Origin of the sequence: Motilibacter aurantiacus (assembly GCF_011250645.1) — a bacterium.
Taxonomy (GTDB): Bacteria; Actinomycetota; Actinomycetes; order Motilibacterales; family Motilibacteraceae; genus Motilibacter_A; species Motilibacter_A aurantiacus.
The window spans coordinates 26,972-44,869 of the sequence record NZ_JAANNO010000020.1 but is presented as its reverse complement, the minus strand read 5'-3'; the positions used below and the strand labels follow the sequence as shown (position 1 = coordinate 44,869).

Here is a 17,898-nt window from a genome sequence, read left to right as displayed (position 1 = left end):
ACCCCCACAAGGGGTCCCGGGGGCACAGGCATTTCTGCGTCTCGCCGACAGGCGACCCGTTCGCCGACGGGTCGGAGCCCGTGGGGTCGCGGCCGGCGGATACCACTACCCTCACCTGCGATGAAGGTTCTCGTCGTGGGCTCCGGGGCCCGTGAGCACGCCCTGGTCCGCTCCCTCTCCACCGACCCCGCTGTCACCGAGCTCGTCTGCGCGCCGGGCAACGCCGGCACCGCCGAGCTCGCCGAGACGCGCCCGCTCGACGTGTCCGACCCGCAGGCAGTGGCGTCCCTCGCCACCGCCGAGCAGGCCGACCTGGTCGTCATCGGACCGGAGGTGCCGCTCGTGCGCGGTGCGGCTGACGCCGTCCGGGCCGCGGGGATCGCGTGCTTCGGCCCGGGCGCGGACGCTGCCCGCATCGAGGGGTCCAAGGCCTTCGCCAAGCGTGTGATGGCTGCCGCCCAGGTGCCCACGGCCATGGCGCACGTCTGCTCCACCGAGGACGAGGTGGCGGCCGCGCTGGACGCGTTCGGCGCGCCGTACGTCGTGAAGGACGACGGCCTGGCGGCGGGCAAGGGCGTGATCGTGACCAGCGACCGCGAGGCGGCGCTCGAGCACGCGCGCCAGTGCGACGGGGACGTCGTAATCGAGGAGTACCTCGACGGGCCGGAGGTCTCGCTCTTCGCCCTTACCGATGGCACCACCGTTGCCCCGCTCGTCCCCGCCCAGGACTTCAAGCGCGTCCGCGACGGTGACGCGGGCCCGAACACCGGCGGCATGGGGGCGTACTCCCCGTTGCCGTGGGCGCCGGCCGGCCTGGTCGACGAGATCGTCGAGCGCGTCGTCCAGCCGACCGTGGACGAGCTGCGCCGGCAGGGGACGCCGTTCGTCGGCGTGCTCTACGCCGGGCTCGCGCTGACCTCGCGCGGGCTGCGCGTCATCGAGTTCAACGCCCGCTTCGGCGACCCCGAGACGCAGGTCGTGCTCGCCCGGCTGCGCACGCCGCTCGCCGGCCTCCTGCAGGCGGCGGCCACCGGCCGGCTCGCCGAGGCCGAGCCACTGGCCTGGGATGCCGGAGCGGCCGTGACGGTCGTGGTCGCGGCCGAGGGCTACCCCGGCAAGGTCACGACGGGGGACCCGATCGAGGGGATCGGGGACGTCATCGCCCCCGCGTACGTCCTGCACGCCGGCACGGAAACCGGCCCCGACGGGGCAGTCGTCAGCAGCGGTGGCCGGGTGCTGTCGGTCACCGCGACCGGAGCCGACCTGGCCGCGGCGCGGGCGGCGGCGTACGAGGGGGTGCTGGCGATCCGCCTGCGCGGGAGCCACTACCGGACCGACATCGCCCTGGCCGCCGAGCGCGGCGAGGTTCGGGTGCCGTCGACGGGGGACTGACCGTGGCGTGACTGCCACGGTGACGCGCGAGAAGACCTTCTTCGGCCAGCCCCGGACGCTGGCCAACCTCTTCGGCGTGGAGATGTGGGAGCGCTTCTCGTTCTACGGGATGCAGGGCATCCTGCTGATCTACCTCTACTACGAGGCCTCCGAGGGCGGCCTGGGCGTCGACCGCGACGCCGCGACGAGCATCGTGGGCGCGTACGGCGGCCTGGTCTACCTCTCCACGATCCTCGGCGCCTGGCTGGCGGACCGGCTGTTCGGCCCCGAGCGCGTGCTGTTCGCCAGCGCCGTCCTCGTCATGCTCGGCCACATCGCCCTCGCCGTCGTCCCGGGGCTCACGGGGGTCGGGATCGGCCTGGTCTGCATCGCCGCAGGCAGCGGCGGTGTGAAGGCCAACGCGACCTCACTGGTCGGCTCGCTGTACGCGGAGGGGGACGAGCGCCGGGACTCCGGCTTCTCGCTCTTCTACCTCGGCATCAACCTCGGCGCCTTCGCCGGGCCGCTCCTGACCGGCGAGCTGCAGCAGGACCTCGGGTTCCACTACGGCTTCGGGCTCGCGGCCGTCGGCATGGCGATCGGCCTCGCGCAGTACGCCCGCGGCCGCCGCAACCTCGGCCCGTCCGGCTCGCACGTGGCCAACCCGCTGCCGGCCGCGCAGCGCCCGATGGCCGCCGGCATCGCGGTGGGGGCGGCCGTCGTCGTCGCCGTGTTGGCGCTCACGGGCGTGCTGCGGGCCGGGATCCTGGACAACGTCGTGGTGACCCTGACGGTTGCGGCGGCCATCGCGTACTTCACCGTCATCCTGCGCAGCCCGCTCCTCACCGGCGTCGAGCGTCGACGGGTGGTGGCGTTCATCCCGCTCTTCCTGGCGAGCGCGGCGTTCTGGTCGCTCTACCAGCAGCAGTTCACGGTCGTGACGATCTACTCGGACCAGCGGCTCGACCGGGACCTGTTCGGCTGGACGATGCCGGTCTCCTGGGTGCAGTCGATCAACCCGGTCTTCATCATCCTGCTCTCCGGCGTGTTCGCGGCCCTCTGGACGCGGCTGGGCGACCGGCAGCCCTCGACGCCGACGAAGTTCGCCCTCGGCACGGCGGTCATGGGCGTGGCGTTCCTGCTCTTCCTCCCCATGGCCGGCGGCGGACCGAACAGCGCCCCCCTCCTCGGCCTGGCCGGCATCCTGCTCGTCTTCACGGTCGCCGAGCTGCTGCTCTCGCCGGTCGGGCTGTCGGTGTCGACCAAGCTCGCTCCGCGCCGGTTCACCACCCAGATGGTCGCGCTCTTCTTCCTGTCCGTGGCCCTCGGGACGTCGCTGTCCGGGACGCTGGCCGAGTACTACAGCGAGAGCGCCGAGTCCCGCTACTTCGGCATCCTCGGCGTCGCTGCGATCGTCATCGGCGGGCTGCTCATGCTGCTGGCCCCGCGCGTCCGCCGGCTGATGGAGGGCGTGCGCTGACCGACGTGGTGCTCGGCGCCGACGCCTGCAAAGGCGGCTGGGTCGGCGTCGTCCTCGGCGACGGCCCCGCCCGGGCCCTGTTCGGCCGTCACATCGGCGAGCTGGTCGAGCGGGCCGGGCCGCCGCGGGTGGTGGCCGTCGACATCCCGATCGGGCTCCCGACCAGCGGGCGGCGGCGGGCGGACGCCGACGTGGCCCGGGCGCTGGGGCCCCGGCGCAGCTCGGTGTTCCGCACGCCGGTCCGGGCCGCCCTGGACGCCGCGACGTACGCGCAGGCGGCGATCGCCAACCGGCAGCTGGCCGGGGAGGGGGTCGCGGCCCAGGCGTACGCGCTGCGCGAGAAGGTGCTGGAGGTCGACGGCTGGCTGCGGGACGGGTCCGGGTGCGACGTGCGCGAGGCGCACCCGGAGCTCTCGTTCGCCGCTCTGGCCGGAGCGCCCCTGGCGTACCCGAAGCGGACGTGGAACGGGATGACGGCGCGGCGCCGCCTGCTCGCGGGCATCGGTATCGCGCTGGGCGAGGACCTCGGCGAGGCGGGCGCCCGGGCCGCGGTGGACGACGTGCTCGACGCGGCGGCCGTCGCGTGGACCGCGTCGCGGGTCGCCGCCGGTTCCGCGCGCAGCTACCCGGACCCGCCTGAGGTGCTCGAGGACGGGACGGCCTGCGCCATCTGGTGCTGAGCCGGTGCCGCCGGGGGTAGGGCAGGAGCCATGTTCTTCTTCTTCTCGAACCGCCTCGGCTGCTTCGGCTCGCTGCTCGTGTCCATCGTGCTCACCGTGATCGTGATCGCCGTGCTCACGGCACTGTGACCGAGCACCGCTCCGGCTGCGGGAGAATGGGGCCGCCCCGTCGCCTGCCCGGACAGAGGACATGACGCCCGCAGCCCCCGCTTCCCGCAAGCCCGACGTGCCCGACGTGCTCGCCGGCCGGTACGCCTCCCCCCAGCTGGTCGCCCTGTGGGCCCCGTCGGCCAAGGTCGTCCTCGAGCGACGGCTCTGGCTCGCCGTCCTCCGCGCGCAGGCCGACCTCGGCATCGCCGTGCCCGCAGGTGTCACGGAGGACTACGCGCGCGTGCTCGAGCAGGTCGACCTGGACAGTATCCGCGAGCGGGAGCGGGTCACCCGCCACGACGTCAAGGCGCGCATCGAGGAGTTCAACGCCCTCGCCGGCCACGAGCACGTGCACAAGGGCATGACATCGCGGGACCTGACCGAGAACGTCGAGCAGATGCAGGTCCGCGAGTCGCTGCTTCTCGTCCGTGACCGCGTCGTCGCGGCGCTGGCCCGCCTCGCGCGCCTCGCGGTCGAGCACTCGGCTCTCGTCATGGCCGGGCGCAGCCACAACGTCGCGGCGCAGGCCACCACGCTCGGCAAGCGCTTCGCGTCGGCCGCCGACGAGCTGCTGCCGGCGTACGAGCGGCTGGAGGGCCTGCTCGACCGCTACCCGCTGCGGGGGATCAAGGGCCCGGTCGGCACGTCGCAGGACATGCTCGACCTGCTCGAGGGCGACGCCGGCAAGCTGGCCGACCTCGAGCAGCGCGTGGCCGTGCATCTGGGCTTCGCGCGCGTGCTGACGAGCGTCGGCCAGGTCTACCCGCGCTCCCTGGATCAGGACGTCGTCTCCACGCTCGTGCACGTCGCCGCAGGCCCGTCGAGCCTGGCCACCACCATCCGCCTCATGGCCGGGCAGGAGCTGGTCACCGAGGGGTTCCAGGCCGGGCAGGTCGGCAGCAGCGCCATGCCGCACAAGATGAACACCCGAAGCTGCGAGCGGGTGAACGGGCTTTCGGTCGTGCTGCGCGGCTACCAGGCCATGGTCTCCGAGCTCGCCGGCAACCAGTGGAACGAGGGCGACGTCTCCGACTCGGTGGTCCGCCGCGTCGCGTTGCCTGACTCGTTCTTCGCCTGTGACGGGCTCTTCGAGACGTTCCTGACCGTGCTCGACGAGTTCGGCGCCTACCCCGCCGTCGTGCAGCGCGAGCTCGACCGCTACCTGCCCTTCCTCGCCACGACCAAGGTGCTCGTCGCCGCGGTGAAGGCCGGCGTCGGCCGCGAGGCCGCCCACGCGGCGGTCAAGGAGCACGCGGTCGCGGTGGCCCTGGGCATGCGCGAGCAGGGCACGGACCGCAACGACCTGCTCGACCGGCTCGCCGCCGACCCGCGGCTGCCGCTCAGCCGGGAGCAGCTGACCGAGCTCGTCGCGGAGCCGCTGTCGTTCACCGGGGCGGCCGAGCGCCAGGTGGCCGACCTCGCGGCGCGGATCGGCGAGATCACCGCCAAGCACCCGGAGGCCGCGGCGTACGTGCCGGCGCCGATCCTGTAGCGGGGGCGGCCGCCCGGCGGCCCGGTCGAGAGGTCCAGCTCCGCGAGCGCGCGTGCGGGCACATCGCCAGGTGCGCGCCGGGGAAAGGGAGCGGGAGGCCTGGTGGCTGGCCCGTCCGGGCGCGCTGACGTAGGGGGTGGGCGTGCTGACCTCGCGTACGAGGCACGTCCTCGCCCTGCTGCTCGTCACTCGCCGCCGTGCTCGGCACCGTCGGCGGGGCCGCCCTCTGCGCCCGGGACACGGTGGTGGACTCGGACGAGTTCGGGCGGCGCGCCGCGGCCGCGCTCGGCACCGCGGCCGCGCGGACGTCGTGGCCGACCGGGTGACCGCCGGCATCGTCGAGCAGGTCGTCGCGCTGGCGCCCAGGCGGCCGGTGCGGTCATCGTCCTGCTCGTGATCGGCGAGGCCGCACGCGGCCGCTGCCGCCGTGTCGTTCTGGACGGCCGGCTGGGCGCTGGTCGGCTCCTCACCCGGGGAGGACGCGGCGCTGGGCGCCGGCCGGGGGCCGTCCTTGAGTAGAAGAACGCGATGACGAGGGCCAGCACGCCGGCGAGCGCCGCCGAGCCGGTGGCGGCGACACCGGCAGCACATGGGTGATGACGGTCTGGGCATTGGCGCGCAGCCGGTCGATGACGTCGTCGACGGCCCCGCGAGCTGCTCGTCGTCGAGGTTGAGCGGGGGCCCCTCGAGGTAGCGCTGCACCTGCGTCAACCCTCCGGAGACCTGGTCGGCCAGCTCCTGGGACCGGTCGATCACCTGCGGTGCGAGCAGGGCCGTCGTGGCGCCCAGGACGAGGACGGCTCCGAGCAGCACCCCGGAGGCCGCCAGCGCGGGCGGTGCGCCCAGCCGGCGCAGAGCACGCACCGCTGGCCACAGGAGCGCCGCCAGGACGAGGCCCAGCAACGCCGGGAGCAGGATGGTCCAGAGCGACCGCAGCACCCAGCCCCACCGCGACGACGGCGGCGGCGATCAGCAGTAGGCGGGCGCTCCACACCGCGACGCGGGCCACCGCTCGACCGAGGAGGGCCTCCTGCCCGGCCGGAGTGGCGGGGCTCCTGGCCCCCGGCACCGGGTCGAGCGGGGTACTCGCCTGGCTCTGCGAGACCGACGTCTCCGCCTCCGGGAAGGTCACTGCCGAGCCGGCGACGGCCGACCGTCCGGGAGCGCCTACCCGGTGGCACCTTCGGCCGCACCGCGGGTCGCCGGGTGTGACGACGAGGGGCCGCTGGACACGACACCGTCAGAAGACCGCAAGACGACGGGACGGCAGACCGCAAAGGAGACCGCGAAGACTCACCCCACGCGGCACCCCGGCCGCGTGGCCCACGCGAGGGAGCGCAGCATGACCGAGTTCGTCACCCAGCTCACCGAGCGCGTCCGCACGGCCCTGCACGGCCTCGCCGAGGCCCGCGCCGAGGACGACGACTTCGCAGCCGGCCTGTGGGAGGCCGAGGTGGAGGACCTGCGCCGCCTCGGCGAGGAGCACGGGCTGGTGCTGCCCGGTCCCTCCGGCCTCGTGACGCCGTAGAGGCCGCCAGGTGTTCAGGTTCTGGGCCTGGTACGTCAGCGGCTACGAGGCGGCGCTGGCCGCCGGCACGGAGGGAGCCGACGGCTCCCCGACCGCCGACCGGCCCGGCGCGCCGTGCGGCGCCGGCGACACCGCACTGGCCGCCGCCGTCCTGGCAGAGCTGGCCGCCGACCCGGCGGTACGCGGGAGCCGCGTCTCGGTCACGGCACGGGACGGGGTCGTGCTGCTGGCCGGGCGAGCTCCCGACGCCGGGCGGGTACCGGCCGCCGGGCTGGCCGCGTGGCGCGTGGCGGGAGCCCGTGACGTGTGCCACGGCCTGCGCGCGGAGGGCTGACCCCACCTGGGTGCCCGGCCGCCCCCTACGACCGCGTCGCCAGCGCCCGCACGAAGAACGCCACGTTCGCCGGCCGCTCGGCGAGGCGCCGCATGAGGTAGCCGTACCAGTCCTTGCCGTACGGGACGTAGACCCGCACCGTGTGGCCCCGGCCGGCGAGCGCGAGCTGCTCGCCGGGCCGGATGCCGTAGAGCATCTGGAACTCGTACGTGTCCGCCCCGCGGCCGTGCTCCTTCACGAGGCGCTCGCCGAGATCGACGAAGCGCGGGTCATGGGTCGCCACCATCGGGTAGCCCTGCCCGCGCATCAGGATCCCGAGGCTGCGGGCGTACGAGGCGTCGACCTCTGCCCGCGACGGGAACGCCACTGACTCCGGCTCCGCGTACGCGCCCTTGCACAGCCGAACCCGGCTTCCGGCGTGAGCGAGGTCGCGCGCATCGGACTCGGTGCGTCGCAGCATCGCCTGCAGCACGACCCCGACCGACGGCTCCTCCGCGCGCAGCTCGCGCACCACGTCGAGGGTGCGGTCGGTGCGCGTCGAGTCCTCCATGTCGCAGGTGACGGTCGTCCCGGCCTCGCGGGCCGCGGCGACGACCGCGTACGCGTTGTCGAGCGCCACCGACCGGCCGACGTCCAGCCCGAGCGCCGTGAGCTTCACGCTCACCTCGCACGCCGGCGCGAGCCCCTCGGCCGCCAGTCGCCGCAGCATCGACACCGTGGCCGCGGTGGCAGCGCGGATCACCTCGGGATCGGAGGTGAACTCCCCGAGGTGGTCCAGGGACACCCGCAGCCCCGAGCCGGCGAGCGACCGGGCCGCGCGCACCCCGTCGTCCTCGGCCTCCCCGGCGACGAAACGCTCGACCACGGACCGCGTGACCGGCGCCCGGGTGACCGCCTCCTTCAGGCGCGCGCTCGACGAGGCGGCGACGATCGCCCGGGCGGCGAGGGAGGAGGGGCCGGTCATGCCGGCCCCTGGTGCTCGTGACGCCACTCCCCGGGCGGGACGAAGCTCTCCTTGACCGTGCGGGGCGACGTCCAGCGCAGCAGGTTCAGCGGTGACCCTGCCTTGTCGTTGGTGCCGCTGGCCCGCGCGCCGCCGAACGGCTGCTGCCCGACGACGGCACCGGTCGGCTTGTCGTTGACGTAGACGTTGCCCGCGGCGAACCGCAGCGCGGCCAGCCCCTCCGCCACCGCGTACGCGTCCTGCCCCCACACCGCTCCGGTGAGGGCGTAGGGCGAGGTCGAGTCCACCAGCCGGAGCACCGCGGGCCAGGACGACGGCGCCGCGTCGTCGTAGACGTGCACCGCGAGGAACGGCCCGAAGTACTCCTGGGTGAACACCTCGTCCGTCGGGTCGTCGCACAGCGCGAGCGTCGGTTCCACGAACCAGCCTTCGGAGTCGTCCGCGCCGCCACCGGCGAGCACCGTGACCGCCGCGGAGGAGCGGGCGCGCGCCTGCGCCGCCGTCAGCTTCGCGTACGCCCGCTCGTCGATCACGGCGCCGCCGAAAAAGCCGAAGTCGGACACGTCGCCGTAGCGCACCGACCCCACCGCGGAGACCAGCGCGTCGCGCAGCCCCGCCTCCCACAGCGAGCGGGGCAGGTAGGCCCGCGACGCCGCGGAGCACTTCTGCCCCTGGTACTCGAAAGCCCCGCGCACGAGCGCCGTCGCGAGCGCGACCGGGTCCGCGGAGGAGTGGGCGACGACGAAGTCCTTGCCCCCGGTCTCGCCCACGAGGCGCGGGTAGCCGCGGAAGGCGTCCAGCCCGTCGCCGACGGCCCGCCACAGGCCGCGGAACGTCGTGGTGCTGCCGGTGAAGTGGATGCCTGCCAGCTCCGGGTGGCGCAGCGCGACCCTGCTCACCGCGGCGCCGTCGCCCGTGACGAGGTTGACGACGCCCGGCGGGAGCCCGGCCGCCTCGAGCAGCCGCATGGTGTGGTGGGCCGCGTACTGCTGGCCGGGGCTGGGCTTCCACACCACGGTGTTGCCCATCAGCGCGGGCGCCGTCGGCAGGTTGCCCGCGATCGCCGTGAAGTTGAAGGGGGTGATCGCGAGCACGAACCCCTCCAGGGGACGGTGGTCCGTGCGGTTCCACACGCCCGTGGGGTTGACCGGCGGCTGCTCGGCCAGGATCTGTCGCGCGTAGTGCACGTTGAATCGCCAGAAGTCGACGAGCTCGCAGGGGGCGTCGATCTCGGCCTGCTGGCACGTCTTGGACTGCCCGAGCATGGTGGCGGCGTTGAGCGTGTGCCGCCAGGGCCCTGCGAGCAGCTCCGCCGCACGCAGGAAGACCGCGGCCCGGTCGTCGAACGAGGCGTCCCGCCAGGCGGGCGCGGCGTCGAGGCTCGCCTGCACCGCGTGGGCGACCTCCTCGTCGGTCGCCTGGCGCAGGGTTCCCAGCACGTGGGAGCGCCGGTGCGGCATGACGACCGGCCTCTCCTCGCCGACGCCGACGACCTGCCGGCCCGCGATCGTGTGGGTCAGCTCGAGCGGCCCGTCGGCCGACAGCGACGACAGCCGGCTCGCCAGCGCCGCGCGCTCCGGGGCCCCCGGAGCGAACGTCTGCGGCGGCTCGTTGTGCGGGGCGGGAGGCGACGTGACCGCCTCGACGCCCTTCATCTGCAGCTACCTTCCACGATCTCGCCTTCTGTCGAAGTCGGTGACGTGCCCGGTGGGGGAGCCCGGTCAGGAGGTGGCGACGGCCTGCATCCAGGACTCGACGTCGGCCGCGGTGCGGGGGAGCCCGGACGAGAGCATCGCGTAGCCGTCCTCGGTGACCACGAGGTCCTCCTCGATGCGCATGCCCAGGCCGCGCAGCTCCGGCGGGACGAGCTCGTCGTTGGGCTGGAAGTACAGCCCCGGCTCCACCGTGAGGACCTCACCGGCGCGCAGCGTCCCGTCGACGTACTCGGCGGCCCGGGAGCGCGCGCAGTCGTGGACGTCGATGCCGAGCATGTGACCGGACCCGCAGAGCGTCCAGCGCCGGTAGAGCTGCCGCTCGGGGTCCAGGGCCTCGTCCAGGGACCCGGGGAGCAGGCCGAGCCCGTGCACGCCCTCGGCCAGCACCCGCATCGCGGCCCAGTGGAAGTCGCGGAAGGCTGCGCCCGGGCGCACCGCCGCCAGCGCGGCGTCGTTGGCCGCCCGCACGAGCTCGTACACGTCGCGCTGCAGCGGCGTGAACCGCCCGTTGACCGGCAGCACCCGCGTGACGTCCGCGGTGTAGAACGTGCGTGTCTCGACCCCGGCGTCCAGCAGCAGCAGCTGCCCGTCGCGGACCGGGCCGTCGTTGCGCATCCAGTGCAGGACGGTCGCGTGCTCGCCGGCGCCGACGATGGAGTGGTAGCCGACGTCACCGCCCTCCTGCCGGGCCCGGGCGTAGAACGTCGTCTCCAGCAGCCGCTCGCCGCCGCCGGCCACCGCCGCGGGCAGGGCGCGTACGACGTCGGCGAAGCCGCGCGTCGTCGCGTCGACGGCGAGCTGGAGCTGCTCGAGCTCCCACCCGTCCTTGAGCAGCCGCAACTCCGACAGGGTGGCGGCGAGCTCGCGGTCCGCGCCGGCCACGTTGCCCCCGGCCCGCGCGGCCAGCCCGGCGGGCAGGTCCGCCAGCGGCCGGACGGGGATGCCGAGCGCCTCCGACACCGCCGCGAGCGGGGGCTGCGCGCCGTTCCACAACGCACCGCCCGTCCGGCTCGCCCAGAAGTCACGCGTGCCCGGGGGCGCGGGGGGCGGGGCGTACAGCGTCGCCTGGCCCTCGGGGTCGAGCACGAGCACGCTGCCCGGCGTCGCGTCCCCGGTGAGCCAGAGGTAGTCCGAGGACGGGCGGAAGGGGTACGTCTGGTCGTTGCTGCGCACCAGCGGCTCGCCGGCGTGGACGACGAGGTGCTCGCCGGGGAAGCGCTCGGCCAGCCGGGCGCGCCGCTTCTGCGCCCAGGGCGCGAGCTCGGCGGGCACGTCGACCGGCGCCGACAACGGGGCCCAGCCGCTGGACATGAACTCGTCGAGCGCGGCCGGGACGGGTACGTCGTGGCTGCCCGACGCGAGCGGGTCGACCGGCTGGGTGCTCGGCTCAGGGCCGACGGGCTGCGAAGACGTCACTTCTCCTCCAGACACAGGGGATGCGGAGCTCACGTGCGCGGCTCGTAGCGCCCGGTCAGCCGCGCGAGCTTCAGGGCGAGGTGGAGGCAGAGCCGCTCGCTGCCGTCCTTGAGATCGGTCCCCGCCATCTGCTCCAGCCGCTGCAACCGGTAGTACAGCGAGGTGCGGTGCAGCCGCAGCCGCTCGGCGGTGGCGTGCGCGTTGCCGGCGAGGTCGAGGTAGGTCTCGAGGGTCTCGAGCAGCGGCCGGGCGGTCTCCTCGGTGAACAGCCGGTCCAGGCCGGGGTGGATCACCGCGCAGCCGAGCTCGGAGTCCCCGGACAGCTGGGAGAGCACGCGGTAGATCCCGAGCTGGCCCCAGTGCGCCACCCGGCGGCCGGACGGCAGGTGGACCGCCACCCGGGCCGACTGGAGCGCCTCGTCGTAGGAGGTGCGGGCGTCGACGAGCCGGGTGTGCCGCTGCCCGACCCCCACGACCGTCGACACGACGTCCTCCATGCGGCGGGTCGCCCCGCTGACCGCGTCGTGCAGGTGCTCCGCGACCGCGTCGACCGCCGCGTTGCCGGGGCGGTCGTGCCCCGCCAGCACGAGGACCGCGTGGTCGTAGCGGAGCAGGTGGACCGCGGCGCGCGGCCCGGCCCAGCGGATGGTGCTCGACAGCGCCTGCTCCAACCCGAGCCGGGTGTCGTCGTCGAGGGTGGCGTCCGGGCGAAGCCGCAGCAGGGCGACCAGCGCGGTGACCGGGCCGTCGGAGGGGAAGAGCCCGTCGTCGAGCAGCGCCTGGGCCGCGTGCCGGCGGGCCTCGGCGTGCTCGCCGAGCAGGAGCCGCACCGACTCGGTCTCGCGCTGCGAGGCGAGCTCGTTGGCGAGGTTCTCCCGGTAGAGGGCGAGGGCCAGGTCGGTCGTCGCGTCCGACACGGCCCCGATCTCGTCGTCGGTCATCGAGCGGTCGGCGTCGATGAACCAGACGTAGCCGAGCAGGAGGTCGCGGTGCCAGACCGGCACGCAGACGCGGGGGAGGATGCCCAGCTCCTCCGACCCCGGCGTACGGATCGGCCCGCGGGCCGAGTTGATGCCGGCCGTCCGGAACCAGGCGACGACCTCGGGTGTCGTCTGTCGGCGCAGGATCGACAGCCGGCGGACCGCGTCCATCGGCTCGGCCTGCTCGCTGTAGACGATCACCCGCTGGCGCCGGTCCTCGATCAGCACCGGCCGGCGCACGCGCGCAGCGAGCCCGTCGACGATCCGCTGCAGTTGGGCCGACATTCCCCGTCCGACATCCGTAGTACGTCCGCGTCGGCAGCCACCCTTCCGTGAACGGACGGCTCGGCGCAAGTACCGCCATGTGTCGAGAAGGTTGCGCTTCATACTCCGGCAGGGCGGGCACCGGCCTGCTTCCGACACTTGCACGGTGACCCCCCGGGGGCCGCTCCCTAGGCTCGACCGCCATCACCAGGGCGGCCCGCCGACGTGCCCGCCCACGGCCCTCCGGCTCCCCGAGGACGCTCCCGTGCCGCCTCCCGCGCTCCCGACGCCGTACGACGTCGTCGTCGTGGGCGCCGGCATCGTCGGGGCCGCCTGCGCCCTCGCCCTCGCCCGGCACGGGGCGCGCGTGGCCGTCATCGACCGCGGCCCGCTGCTGTCCGGCACGACGGGCTCCGGCGAGGGCAACGTCCTCGTCTCGGACAAGGGGCCGGGCCCGGAGCTCGACCTCGCCCTGCTGAGCAACCGCACCTGGCGCGAGCTGGGCGAGGAGCTGCAGGAGCGCTACGGCGGCTTCGAGCTCGAGCCGAAGGGCGGGCTGGTCGTCGCCCGCGACGCGCCGGCCCGGCAGTCGCTGGCGGCCCTCGCCGCGGCCCAGGCCGCCGCGGGGGTCGAGGTCGAGCTGGTCCCCGGCGAGCGCCTCGGGGAGCTCGAGCCCCACCTCGCCCCCGGCCTCGCCGGTGGCGCGTACTACCCGCAGGACGCCCAGCTGCAGCCGGCGCGGGCCGCGGCCGTGCTGTTGCGGGCGGCGCGGGACCGCGGGGCGCACGTGCGCACCCGCACCCCCGTCGTCGGCGTCACCAGGAGCCGGGCCGGCGCCGTCACCGGCGTCGAGACCCGGTCCGGGCGGGTCGCCGCCGCGTGGGTGGTGAACGCGGCCGGCGCGTGGGCGGGGGACGTGGCCGGGCTGGCGGGGGCGCCCACCCCGGTCGCGCCGCGCCGCGGCTTCATCCTGGTGACCGAGCCGCTCCCGGTCCTGGTGCGGCACAAGGTCTACTCCGCCGGGTACCTCGCCGACGTCGCCACGGGCGACGCAGGGCTGCAGGCCTCGACCGTCGTCGAGGGGACGCCGAGCGGTCCGGTCCTCGTCGGGGCGACCCGCGAGCTGGTCGGCTTCGACCGCACCGTCGACGTCACGGCCCTGCGCGCCCTCGCCGCGGGCGCCGCCGGGCTGTTCCCCGTCCTCGCCGGGGTGCGGGTGATGCGGGCGTACGCCGGCTTCCGGCCCTTCTCCCCGGACCACCTGCCGGTCATCGGCCCCGACCCGCGCGTGCCCGGGCTCGTCCACGCGCACGGGCACGAGGGCGCGGGCATCGGGTTGGCGGCCGCGACGGGCCTGCTCGTCGCCGAGGCGGTCCTCGGCGCACCGGCGTCGCTGGACCTCGCGCCGTTCACGCCCGCTCGGTTCGACCGCGCGACGGTGCCGGAGGCGGGCCGTGCGGCCGGCTGAGATCAGCGTGGACGGGGACCCCGTCGAGCTCGTCCCGGGGCAGACGCTCGCGGCAGCGATGCTGGCCACGGGGCGGCTCGCCCTTCGGCGTACCCGGGTCGGGGGGCGCCCGCGCGGCCTCTTCTGCGGCATCGGCGCCTGCTTCGACTGCCTCGTCGTGCTCAACGGGCGCTCCGGAGTGCGCGCGTGCGTGACGGAGGCGCTGCCGGGCGACGTCGTGCAGACCCAGGACGGCGTCGGCGCCGCGCCGGCGGCAGGGGCGCGGTGAGCTCCGTGGAGGTCGCCGTCGTCGGCGCCGGGCCGGCCGGGCTCGCCGCTGCCGTCGCGGCGGCGCGGTCCGGTGCGCGCGTCACGGTGGTCGACGGCGGCCGGCAGGCCGGCGGGCAGTACCTGCGCCGCGCCGACGTCGGAGGCGGCGCCGCGGGGCACGCCTCCGCCCGGGCGGAGCGCCTCCTGGCCGCCGCGCTGGCCGAGCCGTCGATCACCTGGCGCCTGGAGACCCGGGTGTGGCAGGCCCAGCGTCTCGGCAGCGGAAGCGTGCTGCGCCTGATCGGGACCGGCCGGCGCACCGCGGACGTCGTCGGCGAGCTCCGCGCCCGCGTCGTCGTCCTCGCGACGGGCGCTCACGACCGCGTGCTGCCGTTCCCGGGCTGGGACCTGCCCGGGGTCGTGACCGCGGGCGGTGCACAGGCCCTGCTCAAGGGGCAGGGCGTGCTCGTCGGGGGACGCGTCCTCGTCGCCGGCACCGGCCCGTTCCTGTACGCCGTCGCCGCCGGCCTCGCGGGCGCGGGCGCGCAGGTGTCCGCGGTCGTCGAGGCCGTCGACCCGCTGCGGTGGGCCGCCCGTGCGCGCGCGGCGTCGCCGGGCAAGGCCGCGGAGGCGGCGGGGTACGCCGCGGCGCTCGCCCGCCACCGCGTACCCCTGTGGCGGCGGCGGGCCGTGACGCGCGTGGAGCAGCTGCCCGGCGGGACGCTGCGGGCGACGGTGGAGGCCGTCGACCGGGACTGGGGCGTGCTGCCCGGTCGGCGCCGCACGGTGGACGTCGGCGCCGTCTGCGTCGGCCACGGCTTCACGCCCGCCGTCGAGCTGGCCCTGGCCCTCGGCTGCGGCGTGCGCACGGACCCGCGGGACGGCAGCGCGGTCGCGCAGGTCGACGGGGCGCAGCGGTCGTGCGTGCCCGGCGTCCTTCTCGCGGGCGAGGTGACGGGCATCGGCGGGTCGGACCTGTCGATCACCGAGGGCGCGCTCGCCGGGATGGAGGCCGCCCGGCAGGCGGGGCACCTGCCGTTCGACCTGGAGGACAGACGTACGCGACTTCAACAACGTCGCTTCAGGGAAGCAGCCTTCGTGAACGCGATGCACGCGGTCCATGCGGTCGGCTCGCGGTGGGCCGACTGGCTGACCGACGGCACCGTCCTGTGCCGGTGCGAGGAGGTCACCGTCGGCCGGGCCCGCGCCGACATCCGCGGGCTCGGCGCCGAGGACGCCCGCTCGCTCAAGCTGCTGAGCCGTGTCGGCATGGGCCTGTGCCAGGCGCGCATGTGCGGCTGGGCCGCCTCCCGGCTGCTGCAGGAGGAGACCGGCCACGCGCAGGAGCCCGCTGGCTTCGCCGCCCGGCCCCTCGCCACCCCGATCCCGATGCACGCTCTGGCTCGACCCCAGGAGGGGATCTCCCCGTGACCGCTGCACGCCCGTGGCAGGGAGTCGTCGTCGCGATGACCCTGCCGTTCCGCGACGACCTCTCCGTCGACCTCGACCGCCTCCAGGAGCACGTGGGCTGGCTGGCCGCCGAGGGGTGCGACGGCGTGACCCCGAACGGCTCGCTCGGGGAGTACCAGGCGCTCTCCGGGGCCGAGCGGGCCGACGTCGTGCGGGCGGTCGTCGAGGCCGCCCCCGCGGGCTGCTCGGTCGTGCCCGGCGTCGGCGCCTACGGCGGGCACCAGTCGCGCCGTTGGGCCGAGCAGGCGGCGGAGGCGGGCGCACACGCCGTGCTCGCCCTGCCGCCCAACGGCTACCGCGCCGGCCCCGACGAGGTGGTCGCCCACTACCGCGAGGTGGCCGCGGCCGGCCTGCCCGTCGTCACCTACAACAACCCCTACGACACCAAGGTCGACCTGACCCCCGAGCTGCTCGCGACGCTCGCCGAGATCGACGGGGTCGTCGCGGTCAAGGAGTTCAGCGGGGACGTACGCCGCATCCACCGGCTGCAGGAGCTCTGCCCGCAGCTCGACGTGCTCGCCGGCGCCGACGACGTGCTGCTCGAGCTGCTGGTGCTCGGCGCCGTCGGCTGGATCGCCGGCTTCCCGAACGCGCTGCCGCGCGAGTCCCGGGCCCTCTACGACCTCGGCGCGGCCGGCCGGCTGCAGGAGGCGCTCCCGGTCTACCGGCGGCTGCACCCGGCCTTCCGCTGGGACTCGCGCACCGAGTTCGTCCAGGCGATCAAGCTCGGCCAGGACGTCGTCGGCCGGTACGGCGGCCCGGCCCGGCTGCCACGGCTGCCGCTCCCGGCCGAGGTCGAGGCCCAGGTGCGCAAGGACGTCGAGCAGGCGGTCGGGGCGGGCCTCGATGCGTAGCACGCTCGTGCTGCACGCGGTCGACTCGCACACCGAGGGCATGCCGACCCGGGTCGTCACCGGCGGCGTGGGCATCCTGCCGGGGCGGACGATGATGGAGCGCAAGCTCCTGTTCGAGCGCGACCGCGACGGGCTGCGGACGCTGCTGATGTACGAGCCCCGTGGCCACAGCGCGATGTCGGGCGCGATCCTGCAGCCGCCGACCCGTCCGGACGCGGACTACGGCGTGCTGTTCATCGAGGTCTCCGGCTGCCTGCCGATGTGCGGGCACGGCACGATCGGGGTCTGCACGGTGCTCGTGGAGACCGGCATGGTGCCGGTGCGTGAGCCGGTCACGACCGTACGCCTCGACACCCCGGCCGGGCTGGTGACCGCGCAGGTCGCCGTCCGGGACGGCAGGGCCGAGCACGTCACGATCCGGAACGTCGAGTCGTTCCTGCTGACCGCGGACGTCGAGGTCGACGCGGGCCCCGAGCTGGGGCGTGTCGCCTTCGACATGGCGTTCGGCGGCAACTTCTACGCGATCGTGGCGGCGGAGGCCCTGGGCCTGCCGGTCGAGCCCTCCGCGGTCCCGGAGCTCATCCGGCGCGGCCTCGTGCTGCTGGACGCCATCGAGGATCAGGCCCGGCCGGTGCACCCGGCCAACCCCGCGATCGACGACTGCCGCCACGTCCAGGTCGTCGCGCCCGGCCGCGACGGCGCGGACTCGCGCAACGCCGTCGTCATCCATCCGGGCTGGGTGGACCGCTCGCCGTGCGGCACCGGGACCTCGGCCCGGATGGCGCAGTTGCACGCCCGCGGCCTGCTGGAGCTGGGCACGCCGTTCGTCAACGAGTCCGTGCTCGGCACGCGCTTCACCGGACGGCTGGTGGGGACCTCGGAGGTCGCGGGGCTGCCGGCTGTCGTCCCCACGGTGCAGGGGCGCGCCTGGATCACCGGCACCGCGCAGTACCTGCTCGACCCCGACGACCCGTTCCCCACGGGCTTCCTGCTCTGACCCACCCCCACCACTCCTCCCTGATCCTGCACTTGTGGCGAGTTCTCCACAGGCGGAGGGCCTGTGGAGAACTCGCCATGTCTGCAGGATCGTCTCGGGGTGGGGGGGTGGACGGCGTCCGGCCGCCGCAGATCGGCACGGGCAGAGGCCTCTGCCTCCTCGGACGTCTTCGGACGTCCTCGGCGCAGTCGGCGCCGTCGGCGCGACCTGACGACCCCCACCGCCTGGGCCGGCGCGGCCGGCCCGGGTCTCTCCACCAGCAGGCGGGCGCGCTGCCCCGCACCCGCTCCACGGGACGTGAAGTGGTGAACCGCTCGACCTCGGCTTGATCGCCTGCTAGCTTGCAGGTCGAAACGACAACGATTCTCGAACTCAGGTGACTCCTCCCGACCTGGAGCTCGAACGTGCACCGCGCTCGCCGCGCTCCGGTGGTGCCGGCCGCTATAGAGGAAGCCGTCTTCTGCAATGATCGCAACGCGCCGAAGT

16 protein-coding genes and 1 pseudogene are annotated in these 17,898 nt (G+C 75.0%); 12 read left to right on the top strand and 5 right to left on the bottom strand.

The genetic code is table 11. The features are described from left to right. Positions 1 to 120: 120 nt before the first annotated feature. From purD to G9H72_RS22690, 5 genes are all read left to right on the top strand, one after another. Positions 121 to 1,392, top strand: a complete 1,272-nt coding sequence (gene purD, locus G9H72_RS19960) for a phosphoribosylamine--glycine ligase (RefSeq protein WP_166174432.1) — start codon at positions 121 to 123, stop codon at positions 1,390 to 1,392. Positions 1,393 to 1,474: 82 nt separating this feature from the next. After that, on the top strand, positions 1,475 to 2,851 hold the full coding sequence (locus tag G9H72_RS19955) for a peptide MFS transporter (RefSeq protein WP_231127578.1): 1,377 nt from the start codon (positions 1,475 to 1,477) through the stop codon (positions 2,849 to 2,851). A gap of 5 nt (positions 2,852 to 2,856) precedes the next feature. Then, positions 2,857 to 3,531, top strand: coding sequence for a DUF429 domain-containing protein (locus G9H72_RS19950; RefSeq protein WP_331272449.1), 675 nt, complete (start codon positions 2,857 to 2,859; stop codon positions 3,529 to 3,531). Between the two features lie 190 nt (positions 3,532 to 3,721). Continuing rightward, a complete protein-coding gene (gene purB / locus G9H72_RS19945) occupies positions 3,722 to 5,173 on the top strand; it encodes an adenylosuccinate lyase (protein WP_166174430.1) in 1,452 nt (483 codons plus the stop codon). A 197-nt stretch (positions 5,174 to 5,370) separates the two neighbouring features. Continuing rightward, positions 5,371 to 5,499, top strand: a complete 129-nt coding sequence (locus tag G9H72_RS22690; protein ID WP_269205399.1) for a hypothetical protein — start codon at positions 5,371 to 5,373, stop codon at positions 5,497 to 5,499. A gap of 340 nt (positions 5,500 to 5,839) precedes the next feature. Here the strand turns inward: G9H72_RS22690 and G9H72_RS23530 are convergent. After that, positions 5,840 to 6,112, bottom strand: a pseudogene (locus tag G9H72_RS23530) (AI-2E family transporter); the annotation flags it as partial. A gap of 403 nt (positions 6,113 to 6,515) precedes the next feature. On the opposite strand from G9H72_RS23530, the gene G9H72_RS19935 reads away from it, so the two are divergent. After that, complete coding sequence (locus tag G9H72_RS19935) at positions 6,516 to 6,701, top strand: hypothetical protein (protein WP_166174428.1); 186 nt, start codon at positions 6,516 to 6,518, stop codon at positions 6,699 to 6,701. 10 nt (positions 6,702 to 6,711) lie between these two features. After that, positions 6,712 to 7,035: a BON domain-containing protein gene (locus G9H72_RS23270; RefSeq protein ID WP_166174426.1), complete on the top strand. Its 324-nt coding sequence runs from the start codon at positions 6,712 to 6,714 to the stop codon at positions 7,033 to 7,035. A gap of 25 nt (positions 7,036 to 7,060) precedes the next feature. Here the strand turns inward: G9H72_RS23270 and G9H72_RS19925 are convergent, their stop codons facing one another. The 4 genes from G9H72_RS19925 to G9H72_RS19910 all read right to left on the bottom strand — a co-directional run bounded on the left by G9H72_RS19925 (position 7,061) and on the right by G9H72_RS19910 (position 12,395). Next, positions 7,061 to 7,999 (bottom strand): proline dehydrogenase family protein, encoded by a 939-nt coding sequence (locus G9H72_RS19925; protein ID WP_166174424.1) that lies wholly within the window; start codon positions 7,997 to 7,999, stop codon positions 7,061 to 7,063. Further along, positions 7,996 to 9,654 carry an L-glutamate gamma-semialdehyde dehydrogenase gene (gene pruA / locus G9H72_RS19920; RefSeq protein ID WP_166174422.1) on the bottom strand — a complete coding sequence of 553 codons (1,659 nt, stop codon included), beginning with the start codon at positions 9,652 to 9,654 and terminating at the stop codon, positions 7,996 to 7,998. Before pruA ends, G9H72_RS19925 begins: the two co-directional genes overlap by 4 nt. Positions 9,655 to 9,720: 66 nt before the next feature. After that, complete coding sequence (locus G9H72_RS19915) at positions 9,721 to 11,025, bottom strand: aminopeptidase P family protein (RefSeq protein WP_166174448.1); 1,305 nt, start codon at positions 11,023 to 11,025, stop codon at positions 9,721 to 9,723. A gap of 134 nt (positions 11,026 to 11,159) precedes the next feature. Beyond that, a complete protein-coding gene (locus tag G9H72_RS19910) occupies positions 11,160 to 12,395 on the bottom strand; it encodes a PucR family transcriptional regulator (protein ID WP_166174420.1) in 1,236 nt (411 codons plus the stop codon). A gap of 244 nt (positions 12,396 to 12,639) precedes the next feature. Here G9H72_RS19910 and G9H72_RS19905 point away from each other — a divergent pair, with 244 nt between their 5' ends. The 5 genes from G9H72_RS19905 to G9H72_RS19885 are packed head-to-tail and all read left to right on the top strand — an operon-like array spanning position 12,640 to position 17,412. Then, a complete protein-coding gene (locus G9H72_RS19905) occupies positions 12,640 to 13,842 on the top strand; it encodes an NAD(P)/FAD-dependent oxidoreductase (protein ID WP_166174418.1) in 1,203 nt (400 codons plus the stop codon). Further along, the gene (locus G9H72_RS23265; RefSeq protein ID WP_166174416.1) at positions 13,829 to 14,110 is read left to right on the top strand and encodes a (2Fe-2S)-binding protein; all 282 of its coding nucleotides are present in this window, start codon (positions 13,829 to 13,831) and stop codon (positions 14,108 to 14,110) included. Before G9H72_RS19905 ends, G9H72_RS23265 begins: the two co-directional genes overlap by 14 nt. Continuing rightward, positions 14,107 to 15,522 (top strand): FAD-dependent oxidoreductase, encoded by a 1,416-nt coding sequence (locus G9H72_RS19895; RefSeq protein WP_166174415.1) that lies wholly within the window; start codon positions 14,107 to 14,109, stop codon positions 15,520 to 15,522. The genes G9H72_RS23265 and G9H72_RS19895 overlap by 4 nt, the downstream gene beginning before the upstream one ends. After that, positions 15,519 to 16,415 carry a dihydrodipicolinate synthase family protein gene (locus G9H72_RS19890; protein WP_166174413.1) on the top strand — a complete coding sequence of 299 codons (897 nt, stop codon included), beginning with the start codon at positions 15,519 to 15,521 and terminating at the stop codon, positions 16,413 to 16,415. The genes G9H72_RS19895 and G9H72_RS19890 overlap by 4 nt, the downstream gene beginning before the upstream one ends. After that, complete coding sequence (locus G9H72_RS19885) at positions 16,408 to 17,412, top strand: proline racemase family protein (protein ID WP_166174411.1); 1,005 nt, start codon at positions 16,408 to 16,410, stop codon at positions 17,410 to 17,412. Before G9H72_RS19890 ends, G9H72_RS19885 begins: the two co-directional genes overlap by 8 nt. The last annotated feature ends 486 nt before the right edge of the window (positions 17,413 to 17,898 follow it).